Here is a 22,359-nt window from a genome sequence, read left to right on the forward strand (position 1 = left end):
ATTCTCTAAACATTAACTGGTAAGATACAAATAGGTAGAATTAGAGGAGGGAAAAGATTGATTAACTTTAACTTTTTTATGAATGATGTTGTCCGTCAAGCGCGTGAAGAGATTGTCTCTGCGGGATATACAGAATTGACGACACCAGAAGCAGTCGAAGAAGCATTTAAAAGAAATGGTACAACACTTGTAATGGTAAACTCTGTATGTGGTTGTGCAGGTGGCATTGCTCGTCCTGCTGCTGCACATTCCGTACATTATGATAAACGCCCTAACCACCTTGTAACGGTATTTGCGGGTCAAGATAAAGAAGCAACAGCAAGAGCTCGTGAATATTTTGAAGGATATCCACCTTCATCTCCATCATTTGCTTTATTGAAAGATGGAAAAATTGTAACGATGGTAGAACGTCATGAAATTGAAGGTCATGAACCAATGCAAGTAATTGCAAAACTACAATCTTATTTCGAAGATAATTGCGAAGAACTATAGGGAAGAGAAAAGACGGTACGTCCACGATCAAGTGGGTGTACCGTCTTTTTTATTTAGTTTTTAACATAATTAAACATGAATGATGTTATTATTTTATGCATGTTTTTATGCATCTAAAATGACTTTAATATTGTTTTTTGTATTTATTTTTATTTTGAATGTTGCATAAAAATGAAAGTGTTGATACAATACAAACATCGAATAAATATTCTATTTAACTTTTAAATATACATTATTAGGGGGAAGAAAGATGAAGAAGTTATTATCAATATCATTTGCACTTATTTTAATTGTAAGTATGTTCAGTGCTTGTAGTAATGGGGAAGAAAAGGCGAAGAGTGAGAATAAAAAAGTACTTGTTATGGGGACTTCAGCAGACTATAAACCGTATGAATACGTGGAAGCATCAAAAAGTGATGAAATTATCGGTTTTGATGTTGATATTGCAAAATATATCGGAAAAGAACTTGGGTATGAAGTAAAAGTGAAAGATATGGATTTTGGAGGATTATTAGCATCTCTTAGCTCAGGAAAAGTTGATTTCGTTATGGCAGGTATGACGCCAACTGCAGAACGTAAAAATAATGCTGATTTCACAGATATTTATTTTGTTGCTAAAAATATGATTGTTTCAAAAAAAGGCTCTAATATTAAATCATTAGAAGATTTAAAAGGAAAAAAAGTAGGGGTACAAACAGGATCAATCCAAGAAGAAAAAGCAGAAGAATTTAAAAAACAAGTCGATTTCAAAGCTGAGGGACGTGACCGTATACCAGAAATCGTACAAGAAATTAAAGCTGGTCGTTTTGACGCTGCAATTATAGAAGACACAGTTGCAAAAAATTATTTAGAAAAAATGAAAGAACTACAAGGAATTGAAATTCAAGAAGCACCAGAAGAAGTAGGTGCAGCAATTGCTCTTCCGAAAAACAGTGATAAAACAGAAGAATTTAATAAAGTAATTAAGAAAATGCAAGAAAATGGAGAAATGGATAAATTAGTGAAGAAATGGTTTGGCAGCGGAAAATAAGCTGCCTTTCACTTTTCTGTGAGGGGAATGAAAAGGATGAATCTAGATTTTTCGGCAATTACGCCTTCAATACCATATATATTAAAGGGCTTAGAAGTTACATTGAAAATTGTAGCTGCATCAGCTGTGGTAGGATTTATTTTAGGAACGTTATTAGCACTTTGCAAAATTGCTAGAATACGAGTATTAAATATTGCAGCAGATATTTATACGTCAATATTTCGTGGCACACCGCTAGTATTGCAATTAATGATTATTTATTTCGGTGTTCCGCAAATGATGGATTATGAGATACCAGCCTTTTTAGCAGCTGTACTTGCATTTAGCTTAAACTCAGGTGCATATATGTCAGAAGTGATTCGTGCCGGCATTCAAGCAGTCGATAAAGGACAAACAGAAGCAGCAATGGCTTTAGGTATTCCGTACAGTAAAATGATGAGAAATATTATTTTTCCTCAAGCTTTAAAAAATATATTACCAGCGCTTGTGAATGAGTTTGCGACACTTACGAAAGAGTCGGCTGTAGTAACTGTAATAGGAGCGACTGATTTAATGCGCCGTGCTTATATTGTAGGCGGTGAAACATTTAAATATCTTGAGCCATTACTGTTTGTTGGACTTATTTATTATATATTAGTAATTATTCTTACATTAGTCGGGAAGGCAATTGAAGGGAGAATGAAGAAAAGTGATTAAAATTGACAACCTTCATAAATCATTTGGAAAAAATGAAGTATTAAAAGGAATTACAACAACGATTGAAAAAGGAGAAGTTGTTGCAATTATCGGACCGTCTGGATCTGGAAAGTCAACGTTTTTACGCTGTATGAATGTACTAGAAGCACCGACAGCTGGTCACATTTGGATTGGAACGGAAGAAGTAACGAATCCGAAAACAAATATTATGCATGTTCGTGAAAATGTCGGAATGGTATTTCAACATTTTCACTTATTCCCTCATATGACTGTATTAGAAAATATTACGTATGCTCCTATCAATGTAAAAGGAGTAACGAAGCAAGAGGCTGAAAAAAAAGCTGAGAAACTTCTAGAAAAAGTGGGGTTATTAGATAAGAAAGATGCATATCCAAATCGCCTTTCAGGTGGACAAAAGCAACGTGTAGCAATTGCAAGAGCATTAGCGATGGAACCGGAAGTTATGTTATTTGATGAACCGACCTCTGCGCTAGATCCAGAAATGGTGAAAGAAGTGTTAGAAGTTATGAAATCATTAGTTACGACAGGAATGACGATGGCAATCGTTACACATGAAATGGGATTTGCAAAAGAAGTAGCAGACCGCGTTCTCTTTCTAGATGGTGGAAAGCTCGTAGAAGATAGTAATCCGGAAGAGTTTTTTACAGCACCAAAAAGTGACCGTGCAAAAGAATTTTTGCAAAAAATATTGTAATATGTAAAGGTTAAGTGAACAATAGATAGAAAAGGATGACATTGCGTCATCCTTTTTTTATAATATTTTTAAAGACATTTATACATATAGGAGTAATGATATGTTTAAAATTGGATATAGAACAGTGAAAACAGCGCTTGGAACGGGTGCGGCAGTTTTTATTGCTCAGTTATTAGGATTAGAATTTTATAGTTCAGCTGGTATTTTAGTCATTTTATGCGTGCAAAATACGAAACGGAAATCCGTTCAAGTATCGTTGCACCGTTTTTTAGCTTGTGTATTATCGATGGTATTTGCGTTTTGTATTTTTGAAACGATTGGTTATACACCACTTGCGATTAGCGTATTGCTGCTTACCTTTATTCCGACTGCAGTTATGTGCAAAATTCAAGAAGGGATTGTCACGAGTTCGGTTATCGTTATGCATCTGTATTCATTAAAGCAAATTACATGGTCTATAGTTGGTAATGAAATTGCTATATTAACGATTGGAATTAGTGTCGCTTTATTAGTAAACATGTACATGCCAAGCAGTGAGAATAAACTGAAAGAGTATCAAGGGAAAATAGAAGACCATTTCAGAACGATTTTGTTTGAAATGGTCGTTTATTTACGAAATCGAGATAGTAATTGGAGTGGGGCCGAATTAATTGAAACAGAAATGATGCTGAAAGAAGCAAAAGATTTATCATTTAAAAAACTTGAGAATGAATTTATGCGTGAAGATGACTATTATTATCGGTATTTTGATATGCGTATGCAGCAATTTGAAATTTTGGAGCGAATGATACCATTAGCTGCATCACTATCTTGGACGTATGAACAAGCTGATATGATTGCAGACGTAATTGAAAATATAGGGAATTCTATTCGTCCTGAAAGTACAGGGGTCATTTCGTTAAGACAACTTCAAGAAATGCGAGAAGTATTTAGAGAAATGCCTTTACCAGTCTCGCGAGAAGAATTTGAAATACGTGCAAAACTCGTTCAACTTGTTTATGAAATGGAGCAATATTTACTCATTAAAAGTCGTTTTAAGGGAAAGGATAATATAAAAGAACTTATTTAGAAGGTAGGAATTATGTATGCCGTATCTTCTTTCTTTATTATTATGTCTTTCTTTATCACCAATCTGGCCTCTTGGTGATAACCCACGTGCTGGAGATCCTTTTATAATTGTAAATAAAGCAACGAATAAACTAGCTTACATTGATGATGGGAAGATCCAAAAGGTTTTTCCAGTAGCGACAGGGAAAACAAATGAATTAACCCCAGAAGGAACCTTTGACATTGTATTGAAGGCGAAGGATCCATATTATATTGCGAAGGATATTCCTGGGGGCTCTCCAAAAAATCCACTTGGATCGAGATGGATGGGATTTAATGCAAGAGGAACGGATGGAAGTAAGTATGGGATACACGGGACAAACCAGCCTAGTTCAATTGGAAAATATATTTCGCAAGGATGTATAAGAATGAAGAAATATGATGTGGAATATTTGTTTGATCGTATTCCACTTGGAACGAAAGTATCGATTGTGAAATCGAAAAAAACATTTCAGCAATTGGCGAAGGAAAAAGGGGCCATAGTATTTGGAAAAGTCAACGAAACGGTTGGCTTTTCTCTTTTCTATAAGTTGTCTTGACATGTGTACATAACCATGCGTTAATGAGAATATATAAAGATAATTGAGTAAAGGGGTTGCTCATATGTATTTAAATCCAAAAATTTCTTACATGCAGTTTTGTGTTGGTTTTCTATTTGTTATTACATTCATATTGGCAACTTTTAATATATGTTCTTACGTTGTAGCGATTGTATTTATGGCATTACTCAATCTTACTTTTGTTATTGGGGCATTTCAGCAGAAACAATATACAAGTTTTGTAATAGCACTTGTAATGGCCTTTTCCTTTAGTATTGTAGCAATTGTTATATATATAAAATAAAATGTTCATTATAAGATAGACTATCTCGATTTCGAGATGGTCTATTTTGTATGTGTAAGCAGTAAAAAAAGGACGAGTGAATCGTCCTTTTTACCAAAACATACTTGCGCCAGTAAGTAATGTTGTTACAAGCATAGAAATTAGCATTATATAAACCATAATTTTTTGAGCTTTTTTATGCATCGTTAAACCTCCTTGCAAATCAGTACAATTTCATTGTAACGAGAAATGAAATTGTGGACAAGGGGAGAGAAATGACAAATTTCGAGAAGTGTGTGTAAAGTATAACAGGAAATTTGCGTGCACGTGGAGAATATATTAGAAGATGGAGTGCAATTTTTTTGTTATGCAAGCTGAAGAATGGAGATACGATGATGAAAATATACGAAACAGATCGCTTACATTTAAGGGAAATTGATGAGTCGTATGCGGAAAAAGTTCTTCAATATTACGACAGAAATCGTGAGTTTTTAAAAGCATGGGAAGAGTATAGGCCAGATGATTTTTTCACGTTAGATTATCAAAAAAAAAGGTTACAAAAGGATAGAAGAGAGTTCGCGGAAGGTAAGATTATCAGGCTATGGATTTTTAAAAAGGGTGATGATACGAAAATTATTGGGTGTATTTCATTTAACCTAATCGTTCGCGGAATTTATCAGTCTTGTGTACTTGGTTATAAATTAGATAAGGAAGAGTTAAATAAAGGTTATACAACAGAAGCACTTAGAAAAGCAATTCAAGTTACCTTTGGAGAATTTCATTTACATCGTATAGAAGCACCGATTATGCCACGAAACTTAGCATCTATACAAGTAGTGACAAAGATAGGGTTTCAATATGAAGGTGTATCTCGCAAAATGTTGATGGTAAATGGAGTTTGGGAAGATCATATGCGTTGGGTGTTATTAAACGAGTAATAGAAAGCAGATGGATATCTAGATGTGTTAACCATCTGTTTTTTGTCTTGTATTTCGAAACTTTTGCGAAATTCTGTTATAATTAATGTTGTTACATACATAATGGTAGTGCAGGAGGCGCAGTCTTATGATTAATCAAGAACGTTTAGTAAATGAATTTATGGAGTTAGTACAAGTAGATTCTGAAACAAAATTTGAAGCAGAAATTTGCAAAGTGTTAACAGAGAAATTTACTGCTTTAGGTGTAGAAGTATTTGAAGATGACACAATGGCTGAAACTGGTCATGGTGCAGGTAACTTAATTTGTACTTTACCAGCAACAAAAGACGGTGTTGATACAATTTATTTCACTTCTCATATGGATACAGTAGTTCCTGGTAATGGAATTAAGCCTTCTATTAAAGATGGATATATCGTATCAGATGGTACTACAATTTTAGGAGCCGATGACAAAGCTGGATTAGCATCTATGTTTGAAGCGATTCGTGTCTTAAAAGAGAAAAACATTCCGCATGGTAAAATTGAATTTATTATTACAGTTGGAGAAGAATCTGGTCTTATTGGTGCAAAAGCGTTAGACCGTGAGCGTATTACAGCAAAATATGGTTATGCATTAGATAGTGATGGAAAAGTTGGTGAAATTGTAGTTGCAGCGCCAACACAAGCGAAAGTGAATGCGATTATTCGTGGGAAAACAGCTCATGCTGGCGTAGCACCAGAAAAGGGTGTATCTGCAATTACTATCGCAGCAAAAGCAATCGCAAAGATGCCACTTGGTCGTATCGATTCTGAAACAACTGCAAATATTGGACGTTTTGAAGGTGGTACACAAACAAATATCGTTTGCGATCATGTTCAAATCTTTGCAGAAGCTCGTTCTTTAATAAATGAGAAAATGGAAGCACAAGTTGCAAAAATGAAAGAAGCATTTGAAACAACTGCAAAAGAAATGGGTGGTCATGCAGACGTTGAAGTAAACGTTATGTATCCAGGATTTAAGTTTGCTGCTGGCGATCACGTTGTAGAAGTTGCGAAACGTGCAGCTGAAAACATCGGTCGTACGCCTTCTCTTCACCAAAGTGGTGGTGGAAGTGATGCGAACGTAATCGCAGGACATGGTATCCCAACAGTTAACTTAGCAGTTGGTTATGAAGAAATTCATACAACAAATGAAAAAATTCCTGTTGAAGAATTAGCGAAAACAGCAGAATTAGTTGTAGCTATTATCGAAGAAGTAGCGAAGTAAGTAATAAAGTCAAAAAGACGTGTGAACCAATTATGGTTTACACGTCTTTTTTTATTTTGATTCAATGGCTTTCACAAGGCGGATAAGCCAATATAGGAAAATCCATGGCAGTATATAGGTTGTTACGATACTTATTAAACGTGGAAGGAGCCCTGCTACGTTTATATCAAAAATAGGAAGTAATAAATAATTAATTAAGATGATTAATATAATAATGGGAAAGGTATAGTTAAGTTTACTATTTGATTTCATAATAAGTCACTCCTTTTACAATAATATCCATATTTCGTATTAAGTATAGCAAAAATAAGGATAAAAAGAATAAGTAATTATTATATTGTACATGAATTTGATATAATAAAAGAACGAACGTTCTTTGAAGGGGGTGAGTATTATGCGAGAAATGTATCCGAAAAATGGACGTGTTATTTTACATGTAGATATGAATTGTTTTTTCGCATCTGTTGAAATTGCTCACGACCCATCATTACAAGGAAAGCCATTAGCGATTGCGGGGAATGAAAAAGAGAGAAAAGGGATTATCATAACATGTAGTTATGAGGCGAGAGAATATGGAATACGTACGACGATGCCTCTATGGGAAGCGAAGCGATTATGCCCACAATTAGTTGTGAAGCACCCTAATTTTACATTATATCGAGAAGCTTCATTTCAAATGTTTCAAATTCTTTCCCGTTTTACAGAAAAAATACAACCGTTTTCTATAGATGAAGGGTATTTAGATATTACAGATTGCTATGCGCTCGGTTCGCCTCTTGAAATAGCGAAGATGATTCAACAAGCGTTAGTAACAGAGTTACAGCTTCCATGTAGCATTGGGATTGCCCCAAACCTTTTCCTAGCAAAGACTGCTTCAGATATGAAAAAACCTCTTGGTATTACAGTACTTCGAAAACGTGATATCCCAGAAATTATTTGGCCACGATCAGTTGCAGAGATGCATGGAATCGGAGAGAAAACAGCTGAAAAACTAAAAGACATTCATATACATACAATTGAACAGTTAGCAAAAGGAGACGAACATATCATTCGCGCTAAAATTGGAAAGCACGGTGTTGATTTACAAAGGCGTGCAAAAGGTATGGATGACAGGGAAGTTGATCCGAATCAAATGGGGCAACATAAAAGCGTTGGAAATTCGATGACTTTCTCAAAGGATATGGACGAAGAAAAAGAATTACTTGATATGTTAGAAAGATTATCGAAATCTGTAAGCAAAAGGCTACAAAAACGAACTCTCGTTAGTTATAACATTCAAATTATGATTAAATACCATGATCGTCGCACAGTAACACGGAGTAAACAATTGAAAAATGCAATATGGGAAGAACGGGTTATTTTCCAAGCAGCATCACGTTTATGGAAGCAACACTGGGATGGTGATTCTGTTCGTCTGTTAGGTGTTACAGCTACTGAATTAGAGTGGAAGACAGAATCGGTGAAACAGTTAGATTTGTTTTCGTTTGAAGAAGATGCGAAAGAAGAGCCGTTACTTGCTGTTATTGATCAGATTAATGAAAAGTATGGAACACCTCTTTTACAGCGAGGTAGTCAATTATTACGTAAGCAAGAAAAGTCGTTTCAGCAAAAATTAGAAAATAAGTTTATGTAAAAGGTGTCATGAGGTAGTAAACATCATGACACCTTTAATTATTAACTTGCCTCTAAATCTAAAGACGTCTTCCACCCAGCGGCAGTAACGCCGGATTCTAAAAGCATTCTACTTACTATTTTTTCAATTAAGACAGCTGCATTTGTATTGCAATGTAATGTAGCTTGTATACATACTTTTTGGTTAGAATCAACGTCTTCACTGTACAATTCTTTTAAACCGATACCTTCTGAACTTACCATGTGCATGAGAAGAAAACGAATATGTGCTTCATTCTCTTCTGAACAAGTAAGAGAAAGTAAATAGTTTGTTTGCTCGGGTAAATCTTCTTTTGATTTATTATTCATAAATAGAGCGATCGGGCGTAGTAGTATATTTGCTAGTAAGACGCCGGCTGCACCTAACATAGCTGCAACGAGGAAGCCAGCACCTGTAAGAGTACCGACAGCAGCTGCACACCATAAAGTTGCTGCTGTATTTAACCCTCTAATACTAAAACCGTCACGAATAATAACACCGCCTCCTAAAAAGCCAATACCACTAACAACTTGAGCGGCGATGCGTGATGGACTAGCATCATGATCAAGCATGACGGATAATAAAACAAATATACAGGCGCCAAGTGATACGAGAGCATTTGTCCGTAGCCCAGCCATTCGATGTCTCCATTGTCTTTCCATTCCGATGCAAGCTCCTACAATAATTGCTATAAATAACCTTAATACGATGTCATACCATATCATCATGGTCACCTCCATACATATAAGTACATGTTATATTTTTTGAGAATGAGTGAGAAATACCCACTCATTCTCATTTTTACAACCAGCTATGAAATTTTTTAATATAAATTTTTTTCAGGAATTGTGTTAAGAAAGCATAACCTAATAATATTCCTACTAACCAAGGGAAGTAGCTTAGTGGTAATGCTTGTAAACCAATTGCTGTACCAAGTGGTGAGAATGGAATATAAATTCCGATTGCCATAATACAAGCGGTTAACAAAAGAACTGGTATTGCTGCTGTACTTTGAATAAATGGAATTTTCTGTGTTCTAATCATATGGACAATTAATGTTTGCGTTAGCAACCCAACGACAAACCAACCAGATTGGAATAGCGATTGTTCTCCAGGTGTATTTGCACCGAATACATTCCACATGACAACGAATGTGATAATATCGAATATAGAGCTAATTGGACCGATGCAAATAATGAAGTTACGCAAGTTTGCAGTATCCCATTTTCTAGGCTTCTCTAAAAATTCCTTATCCATTTTATCCCATGGAATTGAAAGCTGTGAAATATCATAAAGTAAGTTTTGAATTAAGAGATGAATTGCAAGCATCGGTAAAAATGGAATGAAAGCACTTGCCACTAATACACTAAATACATTTCCAAAGTTAGAGCTAGCTGTCATTTTTATATATTTTAAAATATTGCCGAAAGTAGTGCGCCCTTCTAAAATACCTGCTTCTAATATAGTTAAACTTTTTTCAAGTAGAATAATATCGGAAGATTCTTTTGCAATGTCAGTAGCAGTATCAACAGATATTCCAACATCAGCATCACGTAGTGCAACGGCATCGTTAATACCATCCCCCATATAACCTACAGTATGACCATTACCTTGCAATACGCGAATGATGCGGGATTTTTGCATTGGATTTAGTTTTGCGAACACTGTTGTTTCTTCTGCCAGTTTCGCTAATGCTTTATCTGGTAAAGAATCAATTTCGTAACCGAGGACAGGCTCACCTATATTTAATCCCACTTCTTTACAAACTTTTCTTGTAACAATTTCGTTATCGCCCGTTAAGATTTTCACTTGTACGCCGTGTTTATGCAATGCTTGAATTGCAGAAGCAGCAGATGGTTTAGGCGGATCTAAAAAGCCGATATATCCAGTAAGGATCATAGCGGATTCATCTTGTACTGCATAAGCTTTATGATAAGGTTTGTTATCTTTCTTGTATGCTACAGCAATGACACGCATTCCTTCACTGTTTAAAGTTTCGCTAAGATGTTTTACATTTGCTCTCATTTCTTCAGTAAGAGGGACAATTTGTCCATCCACTTCAGTGTAATTACAAATTGATAAAATTTCTTCTACGGCACCTTTACAAACCATTGTATGTTCACCTGAAATATCTTTCACAATAACAGACATGCGACGACGAGCGAAATCGAATGGAATTTCATCTAGCTTTTGAAAAATTGATGGATCAAACTTATGGTTTTCCTCTGTATGTTCAATGACAGCTTTATCTATTAAATTTTTCAATCCAGTTTGATAGAAGCTATTTAAATATGCAAATTGTAAGACGCGATTGCATTCATTTCCATTAGGATCTAAATGACGAACAAGGACGACTTTATCTTCTGTTAAAGTTCCAGTTTTATCCGTGCAAAGGATGTTCATAGCACCTAAGTTTTGAATAGAGTTTAGCTGTTTTACAATTACTTTTTGTTTAGACATGTTCACGGCGCCTTTAGCTAAATTAGCAGTTACAATCATTGGTAACATTTCAGGTGTAAGACCAACTGCAACGGCAATAGCAAAGAAGAAAGCTTCTTGCCAATCTCCTTTTGTGAATCCATTAATGAGAAGGACGATGGGCGTCATAATAAGCATGAATGTGATTAAGAGCCAACTTACTTTGTTTACGCCTTTATCAAAGCTTGTTTCTGCACGTTTTCCGATAACCTTTTTTGCTAAAGAGCCGAAATACGTATCCGTACTAGTTGAAACAACAACAGCTTTTGCGCTACCGCTAACAATATTTGTACCCATAAAGCAAAGGTTTTCCATATCGAGCGGATTGTAATTTTTTTTCATGTTTTTCGGTAATATATGTTTATTTTCCGTATGGTAGCAGTTCTCGTATTTTTCTACAGGAAGTGCTTCTCCTGTTAAAGAAGATTGATTAACAAATAAATCTTTAGCGGATAAAATACGCACATCAGCTGGAACGATATCACCGGCTGAAAGTGAAATAATATCGCCAGGCACAAGTTCTTCAATTGGAATTTCCATTGTATGATTACGGTTTAAATTGGTTACGTTTTTTGTTTCATGTATAAATCCATCTATTCTAAAGACGCTCGCGGTTGTTCGAACCATAGCCTTTAACTTATCTGCCGCTTTCTGAGAGCGAAATTCTTGTAGAAAGCGAATCGTTGCACTTAGCAGTACCATTACAGATACGACAATTGTTCCTTGTATGTCATCTGTGAAAAAAGAGAGTGCTCCAAGAGCTAATAAAACAAAAATAAATGGATTTTTAAATGCCAGCAGAAATTGAATGTACCACGGCAATGCTTTATTATGAGCGATTTCGTTCGGACCATATAAAGAAAGTCTACGAGACGCTTCTTGTTTAGAGAGTCCATCTTGTGTTGTTTCTAAGAGTTTTAACGCGGAGTGTACATCCTGTGTTGCAACTTCCACTAATAATTCGTTATTTGCTTGCATGCTATCTTGATCGTAAGCATGCTTTGTTTCTTGTCTTTGTAAATTTAACATCGGTAGTTCCTCCTCTTTCATGAAGGAGGAAACAATCTGTTACTCGACTATTTAAAATTGGGAGGAACAGCTTCTTTCCTACCTACATGATAAAATATAAGTGTAAAACATATGGGTATCTGGGCCGAATCATCACTTGCCACTGTTCCTCACCTCCGTACAATTTAATAGTTTCTGAATATGCTATGTTTGTTTCATAGTAAGGTGCATAAAGACGTAAAAAGACCTTTACTCACAACGAGTAAAGGTCTGAATTCGCAGTCAAAAAGAGTCAACAACAAAGACTGTTATTAAACATAGATAAAAACAGTTTTTGTGTATGACAAAACATACGCACCTCTCCCTCGTTGAGTTTTAGCACTGTATAGCATAGGTACTGAAACCAGCTACGTTAAGAAAGGCCTTCATTCCGACCTTTCCTGTTGACCCATTGGCGTCTCTCGACATTTTTGGGCAGCAGCGTTTCTCTATACAGGAGCCTCACCTAACAGAGACCATATTCAATTACATGTTGAATGTTAGCACTGAAATTTTATAGTGTCAATATCTATTTAATCTGTTTTTTTGAAAAATTAAATAGATTCGTGATGACTATATAGTATGAAATAAGATGTGTTTTTTTGTAAATAAGGTGGGAAAATAATTTAATGAATATAAATAAAAAGCACTGATTATACAGTGCTTTTATTATAGATTATGAGATTGTAGGATTTTCAAAAATAACAATCTCTGAGCTATTTGTTGTTGAAACGCGTTGTGCGTAATATGTTAAAGCTGAAGAAATATATGTTGGTAACGTCTCATTTGTATGTGATGTTGTATATTCATGAATTAATTCTTTTAAAGTCGTCCACTCTAGTTGTGCTGGGTGATCAGAAACGAAAGAACTTACCCAGCGATCAAATGAAGATGAAAAATCAGTTTGTAAACGAAATACTTCTTTCATAATAAAACGCTCCCTTTATATGTGATATAGTTATATTACTACAAAACGCGAACGATTGTTAAGTTTTTATTTTGAATGTTCGTGTTGTATAGTTGTCTAGATGATTGGTTATGTAAATTCAATTTGCCATTTGAAATAACATTCCGTAAGATGAAAGATAGATTATATAAAGAGCTGGAGGAAAGAAAGTGGAATTTGTATTTTTAGGAACTGGTGCAGGTGTTCCTTCAAAAGGAAGGAACGTTTCAGCAATTGCCTTACAATTGTTAGAAGAACGAGGGCAAACGTGGCTATTTGACTGTGGTGAAGCGACTCAGCATCAAATTTTACATACATCTGTACGCCCAAGACGCATTGAAAAAATATTTATTACTCATTTACATGGAGATCACATTTTTGGTTTGCCGGGTTTATTAGGGAGCCGTTCTTTCCAAGGGGGAACGACGCCGTTAACAGTGTACGGCCCAAAAGGAATTAAACAATTTATTGAAGTAGCATTATTAGTAAGTACGACACATGTTAAATATCCACTTGAAATCGTTGAGATCACGGAAGAAGGTATTGTGTTTGAGGATCATGAATTCGGTGTAGAAACAAAAAGGTTATCACACGGAATCGAATGTTTCGGATATCGAATTGTAGAGAAAGATATACAGGGAGCTCTTTTAGTGGATAAGTTGCTGGGAATGGGTGTGAAACCTGGTCCAGTTTTTAAACGCTTAAAAGATGGTGAAGTAGTTGAATTAGAGAATGGCACAGTGTTAAATGGAAAAGATTTTATCGGCCCGCCTCAAAAAGGAAGAGTTATTACAATTTTAGGCGATACACGATATTGCGAAGCGAGTAGAGAGCTTGCGCAAGATGCTGATGTACTTGTTCATGAAGCGACTTTTGCGGCAGAAGATGAACAGCAAGCACACGACTATTTCCATTCAACAACAGAACAAGCTGCGCGTGTTGCATTAAATGCAAATGTAAAGCGATTAATATTGACTCATATTAGTTCTCGTTATCAAGGAGATACATATAAGGAATTGCTGAAAGAAGCAAGAGAGTTATTTTCTAATACAGAAATCGCGATGGATTTGAAATCATTTCCAGTAGAAAAGTAATATTCAAAAAAATGGTAACATATGTTTGCCATTTTTTTATTTATAATAAAAATTTTTTTTACTAAAACTGTTATCATTTTATATTTATATTGGATAACACAGAAAGTTGTAATGGTTTAGAGATATAGGATAAAAATATATAATATCGATTATTTAGAAAAACTGTTATATAAGTAGGACGACATACAAGTGATACAAATAGGGAAAATAGATTTTTATTCAGAAATTTTAAAATTCAACAAAAGTAAGCGTTTTATAAAAAACAAGCTATAATGAGGGCACATTATAATTTATCATAATTTACATCAAGCGTGTTAGCCATTTTTTGTAACAAACGAAATTGACTAAACAGTGAGAGGGCAACATGGAGATTATGAAAGGAAAGATATTACTATTATTTGTACTATATCTTTTTTCACTCTTTAGTTTTAAAGCGCCAAACGGTATGAAAGCAATAGGAGCCTTAGCAAGTGTAGCCGTTGCAAGTTCCTTAGTAGAAGCCTTTCAATTATACGTTGGTGGAGATTTAATGGGTATACCATTCTTTAAAAGAAGTCGGAAAATCAGTAGGTAGCCTAAGCGGAGTAGTGGGTGCAACTTTAGTTGCATTAGCGATGGGTGTATTACCTGGTTTATGCTATGCTTGTAGGGGCTTCTGTGTTAAACTTTGGATTGCTACCAGGATTTATTGCTGGTTATCTTATATCATTTTAAATGAAAGTAATGCTATATTTCTTATGTATTATGGTATCTGGCATTATTTCAGGATATATTGGTTCACTTTTATTCAAAAACTATCCAATTCGTACAGCGGAACAGATTCGTGGTACAACTGAAAAAGCAACAGATGCGGTAGCTTAATAAAATAGTAGAATAAATTTTTTCATAGAGATTTAGGGGGAGTTATAATGAAGTACCGCTCAGTGTTTGATATTATTGGTCCGGTTATGATTGGTCCATCAAGTTCACATACAGCAGGCGCGGCAAGAATGGGGCAAGTTGCTCGTCAGCTGTTTCGTCATGAGCCAGAGAGAGTTAGCATTTCATTATATGGTTCATTTGCAAAAACATACCGTGGTCACGGTACGGATGTAGCGCTAATCGGTGGAATACTAGGATTTGAAACAGATGATTTACGTATTCCAAGTGCGTTAGATATTGCAAAAGAACGCGGGATTGAAGTGGAATTCATTGAAGAAGATGCAAATGCTCCGCATCCAAATACAGCGAAAATTCGTCTGTATAAAGATGAAGAGGAAATTGAAGTTGTTGCTTGCTCAATTGGTGGCGGTAAAATTGAAGTTGTAGAATTAAACGGATTCGATCTTCAATTAACAGGCACGAGTCCAGCACTACTTATTGTAAATAACGATCGCTTTGGTGCTATCGCAGCTGTAGCTTCAATCCTTGCTAAGCATGAGATTAACATTAGTACAATGAGTGTTTCTCGTAAAGAAAAAGGAAGAAGGGCGCTTATGGTCATTGAAACAGATGAATTATTAGCAGATGAAGTAATCGCGGAAATAAATGGGCAACAAAATATTTGTCAAGTAACTATTATGGATTAATTGCAGGGGGGACACACCATGTTTCGGAACGCAGCGGAACTAGTGGCGCAAGCTAAAGAGCAAAATGTAAAAATCGCAGAAATTATGATTCAATGTGAAATGGAAACAAGAAATATCTCACGTGAAGAAGTAATTGCTGGAATGGAAAAGAACTTAGTCGTGATGGAACAAGCAGTAGAACGCGGTATTCGTGGTGTGAAATCACCGACTGGTTTAACTGGCGGGGATGCTGTGAAAGTCCAAGTGTATCTAAAGAGTGGAAAAGGCTTATCTGGAGATACAATTTTGGACGCAGTGAGTAAAGCTGTCGCAACAAATGAAGTAAACGCGGCGATGGGAATCATTTGTGCAACACCAACAGCAGGATCTGCTGGAACAGTGCCAGGTGTACTCTTTGCACTGCAAGAAAAATTACAGCCGACACGCGAAGAAATGATTGAATTTTTATTTACAGCAGGAGCTTTCGGTATGGTTGTTGCGAATAATGCTTGTATTTCCGGCGCGGCAGGAGGTTGCCAAGCTGAAGTAGGTTCAGCAAGTGGAATGGCAGCAGCAGCAGCAGTTGAGATGGCTGGTGGAACACAAGATCAAGCTGCTACAGCGATGGCGATTTCATTAAAGAATATGCTTGGTTTAGTATGTGATCCTGTTGCAGGGCTTGTAGAAGTACCTTGTGTAAAACGTAATGCAGCAGGAGCTGCGAATGCCATGATTTCAGCTGATTTATCACTAGCTGGTGTAACTAGTACAATTCCATGTGATGAAGTCATTGAGGCGATGTTTAGAATTGGACAAACGATGCCAGTAGCACTTCGTGAAACAGCAGAAGGTGGACTTGCAGCAACACCAACAGGTCGTCGTCTGCAAGAAGAGATTTTTGGTAAGAGTAATAACTAAAAGCATATCATATGATTAAAGTAAAAACGGAGCTCAAATAAAGTTGAGCTCCGTTTTTTATTTTTCTTTTGCTATTTTTTCTAATGTTTTTCCAAGATCGTGTGATCGTTTCGTTGCTTGTGTAATACATGAGATTAATGCTTGTTGAAAATTATGCTCCTGTAATACTTCAATACCTGCTTCAGTTGTTCCACCAGGAGAAGTAATTTCTTTTCGCAAAATAGAAGGGTGTTTTTCACTTGCTTTTAGCATTTCAGCAGCACCAATCATCGTCTGAAGAATAAGAGATTTTGCAACATCTTCTTTTAAACCAATTTTTTTTGCTGCCTCTTCCATTGCCTCTACCACGTAATAAATATAAGCTGGTCCACTTCCGGATAATGCAGTGATAGCATGCATATCTTCTTCTTCTACAACAGAGACGAGACCAATCGTTTCAAATAACGATGTTGCAATGCGAATATGTTCCTCCGTTGTATGTTCTGAAGGTGAGATAGCGGTAGCGGATTTTAAAATGGCCGCAGATGTATTTGGCATTGCACGAATAATCGGCACGTCTTTTTGAAGTAGGTTTCTAATTGAATGAGTAGAAACACCTGCTAATAACGAAATAATAAGCAAGTCTTTATTTATGTATTCTTTAAGAGGAATAACCGCTTCTGCGACATCTTTTGGTTTCATAGCTAGAAAAAGAATATTTGCATCAGCAAGTAATTCCTTTTTATTATGTGTACCTTTGACACCGTATTTTTTATGTAACTCCTGTAATCTTGTCTCGTTAGAACGATTACTTACAGTGACATGTTCTCCCTTAACAACATTTGAGTTTAATAAACCACCAATAATCGCTTCGGCAATAGAGCCTGCACCGAGAAAGGAAATGTTTTGCATAGACATGATGTTCCTCCTTTAAATTTGGTTAGAAATACTTATAAATGTACATACATTCGTTTTTTTATGGAAAACACCTCTTTTTATCTGAAAATAATGACAAATTTATAGGGAAGTTGTAAACTGAAGAGGTATTCATTTTTGAACCGGAAAAAGACAGGGGGGGGCTAAGCATGACGGCGATTCATCGAATGGAGATTCCTGTTCCATTTGCAGTTGAGACAGTGAATGTGTTTTTAGTTGAGGGAGAAACATTAACGTTAATTGATACAGGGACAAATACAGAAGAAGCAAAGAAGGCACTAGAAAGTCAATTAGGTGCATTAGGGTATAAGATAGAAGATATTGAAACGGTAGTGATTACGCATCACCATGCGGATCATTGCGGACTTTTAAATATATTTTCTGAAAAAGTAAAGATTATCGGACATCCTTGGAATGAACCGTGGATTACACAGAATGCTGAATTTTTAAAGAGGTATCATGAATTCTTTAAAGAGACAGCCTTACAGTTCGGCGTTCCAGCAGTATTTCTGAATGGTGAGGCGTTATTGACGACGAAGATACTTAAATATTCTTGTAATAGATCGTTAACACATACCGTGAGAGAGGGAGATCGTATAGATTCGTTACCTGGATTTACAGTGATTGAAACCCCGGGTCATGCTTCCACGCATATTTCATTATATAGAGAATCTGATGGAATATTAATTGGTGGGGATGCTCTCATTAGTCATATTTCTTCAAATCCAATATTAGAACCACCATATGAAGGGCAAACAGAAAGAGCGCGTCCTTTATTGCAGTACAATCAAACGTTAAAACGTTTAAGTGAAATGAATATTTCACGGATTTTATCAGGGCATGGGGAAGATGTTCTGAATGTGAAACAACTTATTGAAACAAGATTGCAAAAGCAAGAGACACGTGCTTTTAAAGTGCTTGAACTATTAAAGGAAAAGCCAATGACAGCATTTGAAGTATGTGTAAAACTATTTCCGGTATTATATAAAGAGCAATTGCCACTTACTATCTCAGAAACTGTTGGACAATTAGACTTTTTAGCATATAATCAACAAGTGATGATTGATGAATCTTCACAACAATTGATTTATTATGCAAAGTAGGTGACAGCAATGACGGGACGTTTACAAGAAAAAGTAATCGTCATTACAGGTGCTTCTAGTGGAATTGGAGAGCAAGTTGCAATGCAGGTTGCAGAGCAAGGGGCGACGCCGGTATTAATGGCTCGAACAGAAGAGAAGCTACAAGCATTAGCAGACAAAATTAAAGTAACTTATAATACGCCTTGCTATTACTATGTATTAGATGTAAGTGAAGAAACGAAAGTACAATCTGTTTTTTCAAAGGTATTACAAGAAGTAGGACGTATTGATATATTGGTAAATAATGCTGGGTTTGGTATTTTTAAAACGTTTGAAGATGCTTCAATGGATGAAGTAAAGGATATGTTTCAAGTAAATGTATTTGGATTAGTAGCTTGTACGAAAGCGGTATTACCTTATATGGTAAAAAGGAACGAAGGACAAATTATTAATATTGCTTCATTGGCTGGAAAAATTGCAACTCCGAAGTCGAGTGCTTATGCAGCAACAAAACACGCTGTATTAGGATTTACGAATAGTTTGCGTATGGAGTTATCTAACACAAATGTGTATGTAACAGCAATTAACCCAGGACCGATAGATACGAACTTTTTTGAAATAGCCGATCAATCAGGTACATATGTGAAAAATATGGGACGTTACATGTTAAAACCAACATATGTAGCAGAACAAATCGTAAAGGCGATGCAAACGAAAAAACGTGAAGTAAACTTGCCGAAGTGGATGGGAATGGGGCCAAAGCTCTACGCATTATTCCCAGGTTTATTTGAACGTGTTGCAGGCAAATCATTAAGTAAAAAATAGAAGATTTCCATATGGAAATCTTCTATTTTTTTTATTTTCCAGTCACATAATCGTAAACGATATCCTCAACAGCCTCGTATACATCAATTTCAGTATTTGAATGAATTATCATTTGAATATGTTTAATTAGCATTTCCTGATCCTCTTTTGAAACAGGATTACATTGATATTGCCGAAAACTTTTTATAATCATTTTCTCAATTAATTTTTCATTCATGTTTTTCCCCGCCTGTATGTATACATGTATTGTTTTATCCCGCATTAACTGCCCGTAAAAGCCCGATAGGTGAAGGCTAATAATCAGAGGAGGATGGACAAAATCTCCTCTGATTAAAGTTTCACTTTATTGTACTTGAAGTGAAATGAAAATACTACCATGCACCGTTTTTTGTATAAAAATCCACTTATGTATATTGTTTTTCTAGTAAAATTAAGTTTTTAAAGTTTTTAAAATTTATAAATATTTAATTGACTCTATAAATATACAATATTATAATCATATTTAATTTAAAGAATCAATTTAAGGAGGAGCGTATGAAAGTCGCAATTATTGGAGCAACTGGATATGGAGGTATTGAATTAATTAGGTTATTAGAGCAACACCCATACTTCTCAATAGCATCTCTTCACTCCTTTTCGCAAGTTGGCGAGTGCATAGCGAATGCATATCCGCATTTGCGAAATGTTCTCGTTCATAAGTTGCAAGAAATTGATGTGGGTGAAATAAGGAAGGTAGCAGAGGTTGTGTTTTTAGCAACACCCGCAGGAGTATCGGCGGAGCTGACACCAAAATTATTAGAAGTCGATTTAAAAGTGATTGACCTATCTGGTGACTTTCGTATGATAGATCCTTCGTCATATGAAATGTGGTATAAAAAGCCAGCTGCAGAAGCAGAAATCCTTAGGAAAGCAGTATATGGATTAAGTGAATGGAAAAGGCCTGAGATTCAAAATACAAATTTAATTGCAAACCCAGGATGTTTTGCGACAGCCGCATTATTAGCGATAGCGCCGTTAGTACGTAGCGGAATGATTGAAGAAGATTCGATTATCATTGATGCAAAGTCAGGTGTATCTGGAGCAGGCAAAACTCCAACAACAATGACTCATTTTCCAGAGCTATATGATAACCTTCACATTTATAAAGTAAATCAGCATCAGCACGTTCCTGAGATTGAGCAAATGCTTGTAGAGTGGAATGATAAAGCGAAGCCAATCACATTTAGTACACATTTAATACCGATATCAAGAGGGATTATGGTTACACTCTATGCGAAAGTAAAACAAGAAATCAAAATGAAGCAACTTCAAGCGTTGTATGAAGAAACGTATCGCAACTCAGCTTTCATTCGAATTCGTTCTCAAGGAGAATTTCCGAGTCCGAAAGAAGTAAGAGGCTCAAATTATTGTGATATTGGGGTGGCTTACGATGAAAGAACAGAAAGAATTACAGTAGTTTCTGTAATAGACAATATGATGAAAGGCGCAGCAGGGCAAGCAGTTCAAAATGCAAATTTATTAGCGGGACTAGAAGAGACAACGGGTTTACAGCATATGCCGCTTTATCCATAAGGGGGAAATTATGATTAAAGCATCGTCTATTACAAAATTAGCAAATGGTTCAATTGTTACGCCGAAAGGCTTTTCGGCAATCGGTACTGCAAATGGTCTGAAAAAAGAGAAAAAGGATTTAGGTGCAATCGTTTGTGAGGTGCCAGCATCATGTGCCGCTGTGTATACAACAAATCAAATACAAGCAGCGCCGTTGCAAGTAACGAAGGATAGCATAGCAGCAGAAGGGAAATTACAAGCAATTGTTGTAAATAGCGGCATTGCAAATGCTTGTACGGGGATGAAAGGATTGCAAGATGCTTATGAGATGCGAACATTAGGAGCGGAACAATTTGGAATAAAAGAAAAATACGTCGCAGTCGCTTCAACAGGTGTAATTGGAGTACCTTTACCGATGGATATCATTCGAAAGGGAATTGAATCTCTTGTACCAACAAAGGAAGTAAGTGAAGCTCATTCTTTTTGTGAAGCAATTTTAACGACAGACCTTATAACGAAAGAAACTTGCTATGAGATGATAATTGATGGGAAAGAAGTGAAAATTGCTGGGGTCGCAAAAGGTTCAGGGATGATCAAACCGAATATGGCAACGATGCTTAGTTTTATTACAACAGACGCCAATATAGAGCATGAAGTATTGCAAACAGCATTATCACAAATTACGAATCATACGTTTAATCAAATTACGGTGGACGGAGATACTTCTACAAATGATATGGTCATCGTTATGGCAAGTGGATTATCAGAAATGAAAACGATGAATATGGAACATGAAGACTGGGAAACTTTCGTAGTTGCTTTACAAAAGGTATGTGAAGATTTAGCGAAAAAAATTGCACAAGATGGTGAAGGTGCTACGAAGTTAATAGAAGTAAACGTGTTAGGGGCTAGAACAAATGAAGAAGCAAAGAAAATTGCAAAACAAATAGTGGGTTCCAGTCTTGTGAAAACAGCGATATACGGTGAGGATCCAAATTGGGGACGAATTATTAGTAGCATTGGACAGAGTGAAGTAACTATTAACCCAAATGCAATTGATATCACTCTTCAATCTATCGCCGTATTAAAAAATAGTGAGCCTCAAATGTTTTCTGAAGAGGAAATGACAAAGAAATTACAAGAACATGAAATAAAAATTGATGTGTGTTTGCATTTAGGAGATGAAACGGGATCAGCTTGGGGCTGCGACTTAAGTTATGAATATGTGAAAATAAATGCTTGTTATCGTACATAAGGAG

The 22,359-nt window shown here is 35.9% G+C and carries 25 protein-coding genes, 1 pseudogene and 1 riboswitch; of the genes and pseudogenes, 19 read left to right on the top strand and 7 right to left on the bottom strand.

The genetic code is table 11. The annotated features are described in order from the left end of the window. Window positions 1–78: 78 nt before the first annotated feature. The 7 genes from CQZ94_RS05465 to CQZ94_RS05495 all read left to right on the top strand — a co-directional run bounded on the left by CQZ94_RS05465 (window position 79) and on the right by CQZ94_RS05495 (window position 4,883). Window positions 79–492 (top strand): BrxA/BrxB family bacilliredoxin, encoded by a 414-nt coding sequence (locus CQZ94_RS05465; RefSeq protein ID WP_002015097.1) that lies wholly within the window; start codon window positions 79–81, stop codon window positions 490–492. Between the two features lie 250 nt (window positions 493–742). Beyond that, the gene (locus CQZ94_RS05470) at window positions 743–1,522 is read left to right on the top strand and encodes a transporter substrate-binding domain-containing protein (RefSeq protein ID WP_105584569.1); all 780 of its coding nucleotides are present in this window, start codon (window positions 743–745) and stop codon (window positions 1,520–1,522) included. A gap of 36 nt (window positions 1,523–1,558) precedes the next feature. Further along, complete coding sequence (locus CQZ94_RS05475) at window positions 1,559–2,218, top strand: amino acid ABC transporter permease (RefSeq protein ID WP_105584570.1); 660 nt, start codon at window positions 1,559–1,561, stop codon at window positions 2,216–2,218. Next, on the top strand, window positions 2,211–2,933 hold the full coding sequence (locus CQZ94_RS05480) for an amino acid ABC transporter ATP-binding protein (protein WP_002160561.1): 723 nt from the start codon (window positions 2,211–2,213) through the stop codon (window positions 2,931–2,933). Before CQZ94_RS05475 ends, CQZ94_RS05480 begins: the two co-directional genes overlap by 8 nt. Before the next feature lie 100 nt (window positions 2,934–3,033). Next, window positions 3,034–4,002 (top strand): aromatic acid exporter family protein, encoded by a 969-nt coding sequence (locus CQZ94_RS05485; protein ID WP_002111713.1) that lies wholly within the window; start codon window positions 3,034–3,036, stop codon window positions 4,000–4,002. 16 nt (window positions 4,003–4,018) lie between these two features. Continuing rightward, entirely contained in the window at window positions 4,019–4,579 is a 561-nt protein-coding gene (locus CQZ94_RS05490; protein ID WP_105584571.1) for a L,D-transpeptidase, read from the top strand. Window positions 4,580–4,643: 64 nt separating this feature from the next. Beyond that, entirely contained in the window at window positions 4,644–4,883 is a 240-nt protein-coding gene (locus CQZ94_RS05495; RefSeq protein WP_002088543.1) for a DUF3894 domain-containing protein, read from the top strand. Between the two features lie 90 nt (window positions 4,884–4,973). Here CQZ94_RS05495 and prli42 read toward each other — a convergent pair whose 3' ends face one another. Further along, window positions 4,974–5,066, bottom strand: coding sequence for a stressosome-associated protein Prli42 (gene prli42 / locus CQZ94_RS31110; RefSeq protein WP_000549036.1), 93 nt, complete (start codon window positions 5,064–5,066; stop codon window positions 4,974–4,976). A 188-nt stretch (window positions 5,067–5,254) separates the two neighbouring features. Here prli42 and CQZ94_RS05505 point away from each other — a divergent pair, with 188 nt between their 5' ends. Both CQZ94_RS05505 and CQZ94_RS05510 read left to right on the top strand, forming a co-directional pair. Further along, a complete protein-coding gene (locus tag CQZ94_RS05505; RefSeq protein ID WP_142395768.1) occupies window positions 5,255–5,800 on the top strand; it encodes a GNAT family N-acetyltransferase in 546 nt (181 codons plus the stop codon). Between the two features lie 127 nt (window positions 5,801–5,927). Then, window positions 5,928–7,046, top strand: coding sequence for a tripeptidase T (locus CQZ94_RS05510; protein WP_105584573.1), 1,119 nt, complete (start codon window positions 5,928–5,930; stop codon window positions 7,044–7,046). Between the two features lie 51 nt (window positions 7,047–7,097). Here CQZ94_RS05510 and CQZ94_RS05515 read toward each other — a convergent pair whose 3' ends face one another. Then, window positions 7,098–7,298, bottom strand: a complete 201-nt coding sequence (locus CQZ94_RS05515) for a hypothetical protein (protein ID WP_105584574.1) — start codon at window positions 7,296–7,298, stop codon at window positions 7,098–7,100. A 142-nt stretch (window positions 7,299–7,440) separates the two neighbouring features. Here CQZ94_RS05515 and CQZ94_RS05520 point away from each other — a divergent pair, with 142 nt between their 5' ends. Then, window positions 7,441–8,679 (top strand): DNA polymerase IV, encoded by a 1,239-nt coding sequence (locus tag CQZ94_RS05520; RefSeq protein ID WP_105584575.1) that lies wholly within the window; start codon window positions 7,441–7,443, stop codon window positions 8,677–8,679. A gap of 41 nt (window positions 8,680–8,720) precedes the next feature. On the opposite strand, the gene CQZ94_RS05525 is transcribed toward CQZ94_RS05520, so the two are convergent. The 3 genes from CQZ94_RS05525 to CQZ94_RS05535 form a co-directional block, all read right to left on the bottom strand. Then, complete coding sequence (locus CQZ94_RS05525) at window positions 8,721–9,422, bottom strand: MgtC/SapB family protein (RefSeq protein ID WP_142395754.1); 702 nt, start codon at window positions 9,420–9,422, stop codon at window positions 8,721–8,723. Between the two features lie 76 nt (window positions 9,423–9,498). Next, entirely contained in the window at window positions 9,499–12,204 is a 2,706-nt protein-coding gene (gene mgtA / locus CQZ94_RS05530; protein WP_142395755.1) for a magnesium-translocating P-type ATPase, read from the bottom strand. A gap of 331 nt (window positions 12,205–12,535) precedes the next feature. Beyond that, window positions 12,536–12,703: riboswitch (M-box (ykoK) riboswitch) on the bottom strand. Between the two features lie 195 nt (window positions 12,704–12,898). Then, on the bottom strand, window positions 12,899–13,150 hold the full coding sequence (locus tag CQZ94_RS05535; protein ID WP_002111702.1) for a DUF3932 family protein: 252 nt from the start codon (window positions 13,148–13,150) through the stop codon (window positions 12,899–12,901). A 188-nt stretch (window positions 13,151–13,338) separates the two neighbouring features. Between CQZ94_RS05535 and rnz the strand changes: the two genes are divergently transcribed. The 5 genes and pseudogenes from rnz (at window position 13,339) to sdaAA (ending at window position 16,727) form a co-directional block, all read left to right on the top strand. Next, window positions 13,339–14,262 (top strand): ribonuclease Z, encoded by a 924-nt coding sequence (rnz, locus tag CQZ94_RS05540; RefSeq protein ID WP_105584578.1) that lies wholly within the window; start codon window positions 13,339–13,341, stop codon window positions 14,260–14,262. 364 nt (window positions 14,263–14,626) lie between these two features. Beyond that, window positions 14,627–14,973 (top strand): annotated as a pseudogene (locus CQZ94_RS32340) (PTS sugar transporter subunit IIC); the annotation flags it as partial. 12 nt (window positions 14,974–14,985) lie between these two features. Then, window positions 14,986–15,123 (top strand): hypothetical protein, encoded by a 138-nt coding sequence (locus CQZ94_RS31635; protein WP_181149437.1) that lies wholly within the window; start codon window positions 14,986–14,988, stop codon window positions 15,121–15,123. Between the two features lie 47 nt (window positions 15,124–15,170). Next, on the top strand, window positions 15,171–15,830 hold the full coding sequence (gene sdaAB, locus CQZ94_RS05550; protein ID WP_105584580.1) for an L-serine ammonia-lyase, iron-sulfur-dependent subunit beta: 660 nt from the start codon (window positions 15,171–15,173) through the stop codon (window positions 15,828–15,830). An 18-nt stretch (window positions 15,831–15,848) separates the two neighbouring features. Continuing rightward, window positions 15,849–16,727, top strand: coding sequence for an L-serine ammonia-lyase, iron-sulfur-dependent, subunit alpha (sdaAA, locus tag CQZ94_RS05555; RefSeq protein WP_105584581.1), 879 nt, complete (start codon window positions 15,849–15,851; stop codon window positions 16,725–16,727). A 57-nt stretch (window positions 16,728–16,784) separates the two neighbouring features. On the opposite strand, the gene proI is transcribed toward sdaAA, so the two are convergent. Continuing rightward, window positions 16,785–17,624 carry a pyrroline-5-carboxylate reductase ProI gene (gene proI, locus CQZ94_RS05560; RefSeq protein WP_105584582.1) on the bottom strand — a complete coding sequence of 280 codons (840 nt, stop codon included), beginning with the start codon at window positions 17,622–17,624 and terminating at the stop codon, window positions 16,785–16,787. Between the two features lie 167 nt (window positions 17,625–17,791). On the opposite strand from proI, the gene CQZ94_RS05565 reads away from it, so the two are divergent. Continuing rightward, window positions 17,792–18,745 carry an MBL fold metallo-hydrolase gene (locus CQZ94_RS05565; protein WP_105584583.1) on the top strand — a complete coding sequence of 318 codons (954 nt, stop codon included), beginning with the start codon at window positions 17,792–17,794 and terminating at the stop codon, window positions 18,743–18,745. Window positions 18,746–18,754: 9 nt separating this feature from the next. After that, on the top strand, window positions 18,755–19,549 hold the full coding sequence (locus CQZ94_RS05570) for an SDR family oxidoreductase (protein WP_070144786.1): 795 nt from the start codon (window positions 18,755–18,757) through the stop codon (window positions 19,547–19,549). A gap of 31 nt (window positions 19,550–19,580) precedes the next feature. Here CQZ94_RS05570 and CQZ94_RS05575 read toward each other — a convergent pair whose 3' ends face one another. Continuing rightward, entirely contained in the window at window positions 19,581–19,766 is a 186-nt protein-coding gene (locus tag CQZ94_RS05575) for a YqzH family protein (protein WP_002160569.1), read from the bottom strand. A gap of 317 nt (window positions 19,767–20,083) precedes the next feature. Here CQZ94_RS05575 and argC point away from each other — a divergent pair, with 317 nt between their 5' ends. Next, entirely contained in the window at window positions 20,084–21,121 is a 1,038-nt protein-coding gene (gene argC / locus CQZ94_RS05580) for an N-acetyl-gamma-glutamyl-phosphate reductase (protein ID WP_105584584.1), read from the top strand. A gap of 10 nt (window positions 21,122–21,131) precedes the next feature. Next, complete coding sequence (gene argJ / locus CQZ94_RS05585; RefSeq protein ID WP_142395756.1) at window positions 21,132–22,355, top strand: bifunctional glutamate N-acetyltransferase/amino-acid acetyltransferase ArgJ; 1,224 nt, start codon at window positions 21,132–21,134, stop codon at window positions 22,353–22,355. The last annotated feature ends 4 nt before the right edge of the window (window positions 22,356–22,359 follow it).

This window comes from Bacillus sp. MYb209, assembly GCF_002975175.1.
Classification (GTDB): Bacteria; Bacillota; Bacilli; order Bacillales; family Bacillaceae_G; genus Bacillus_A.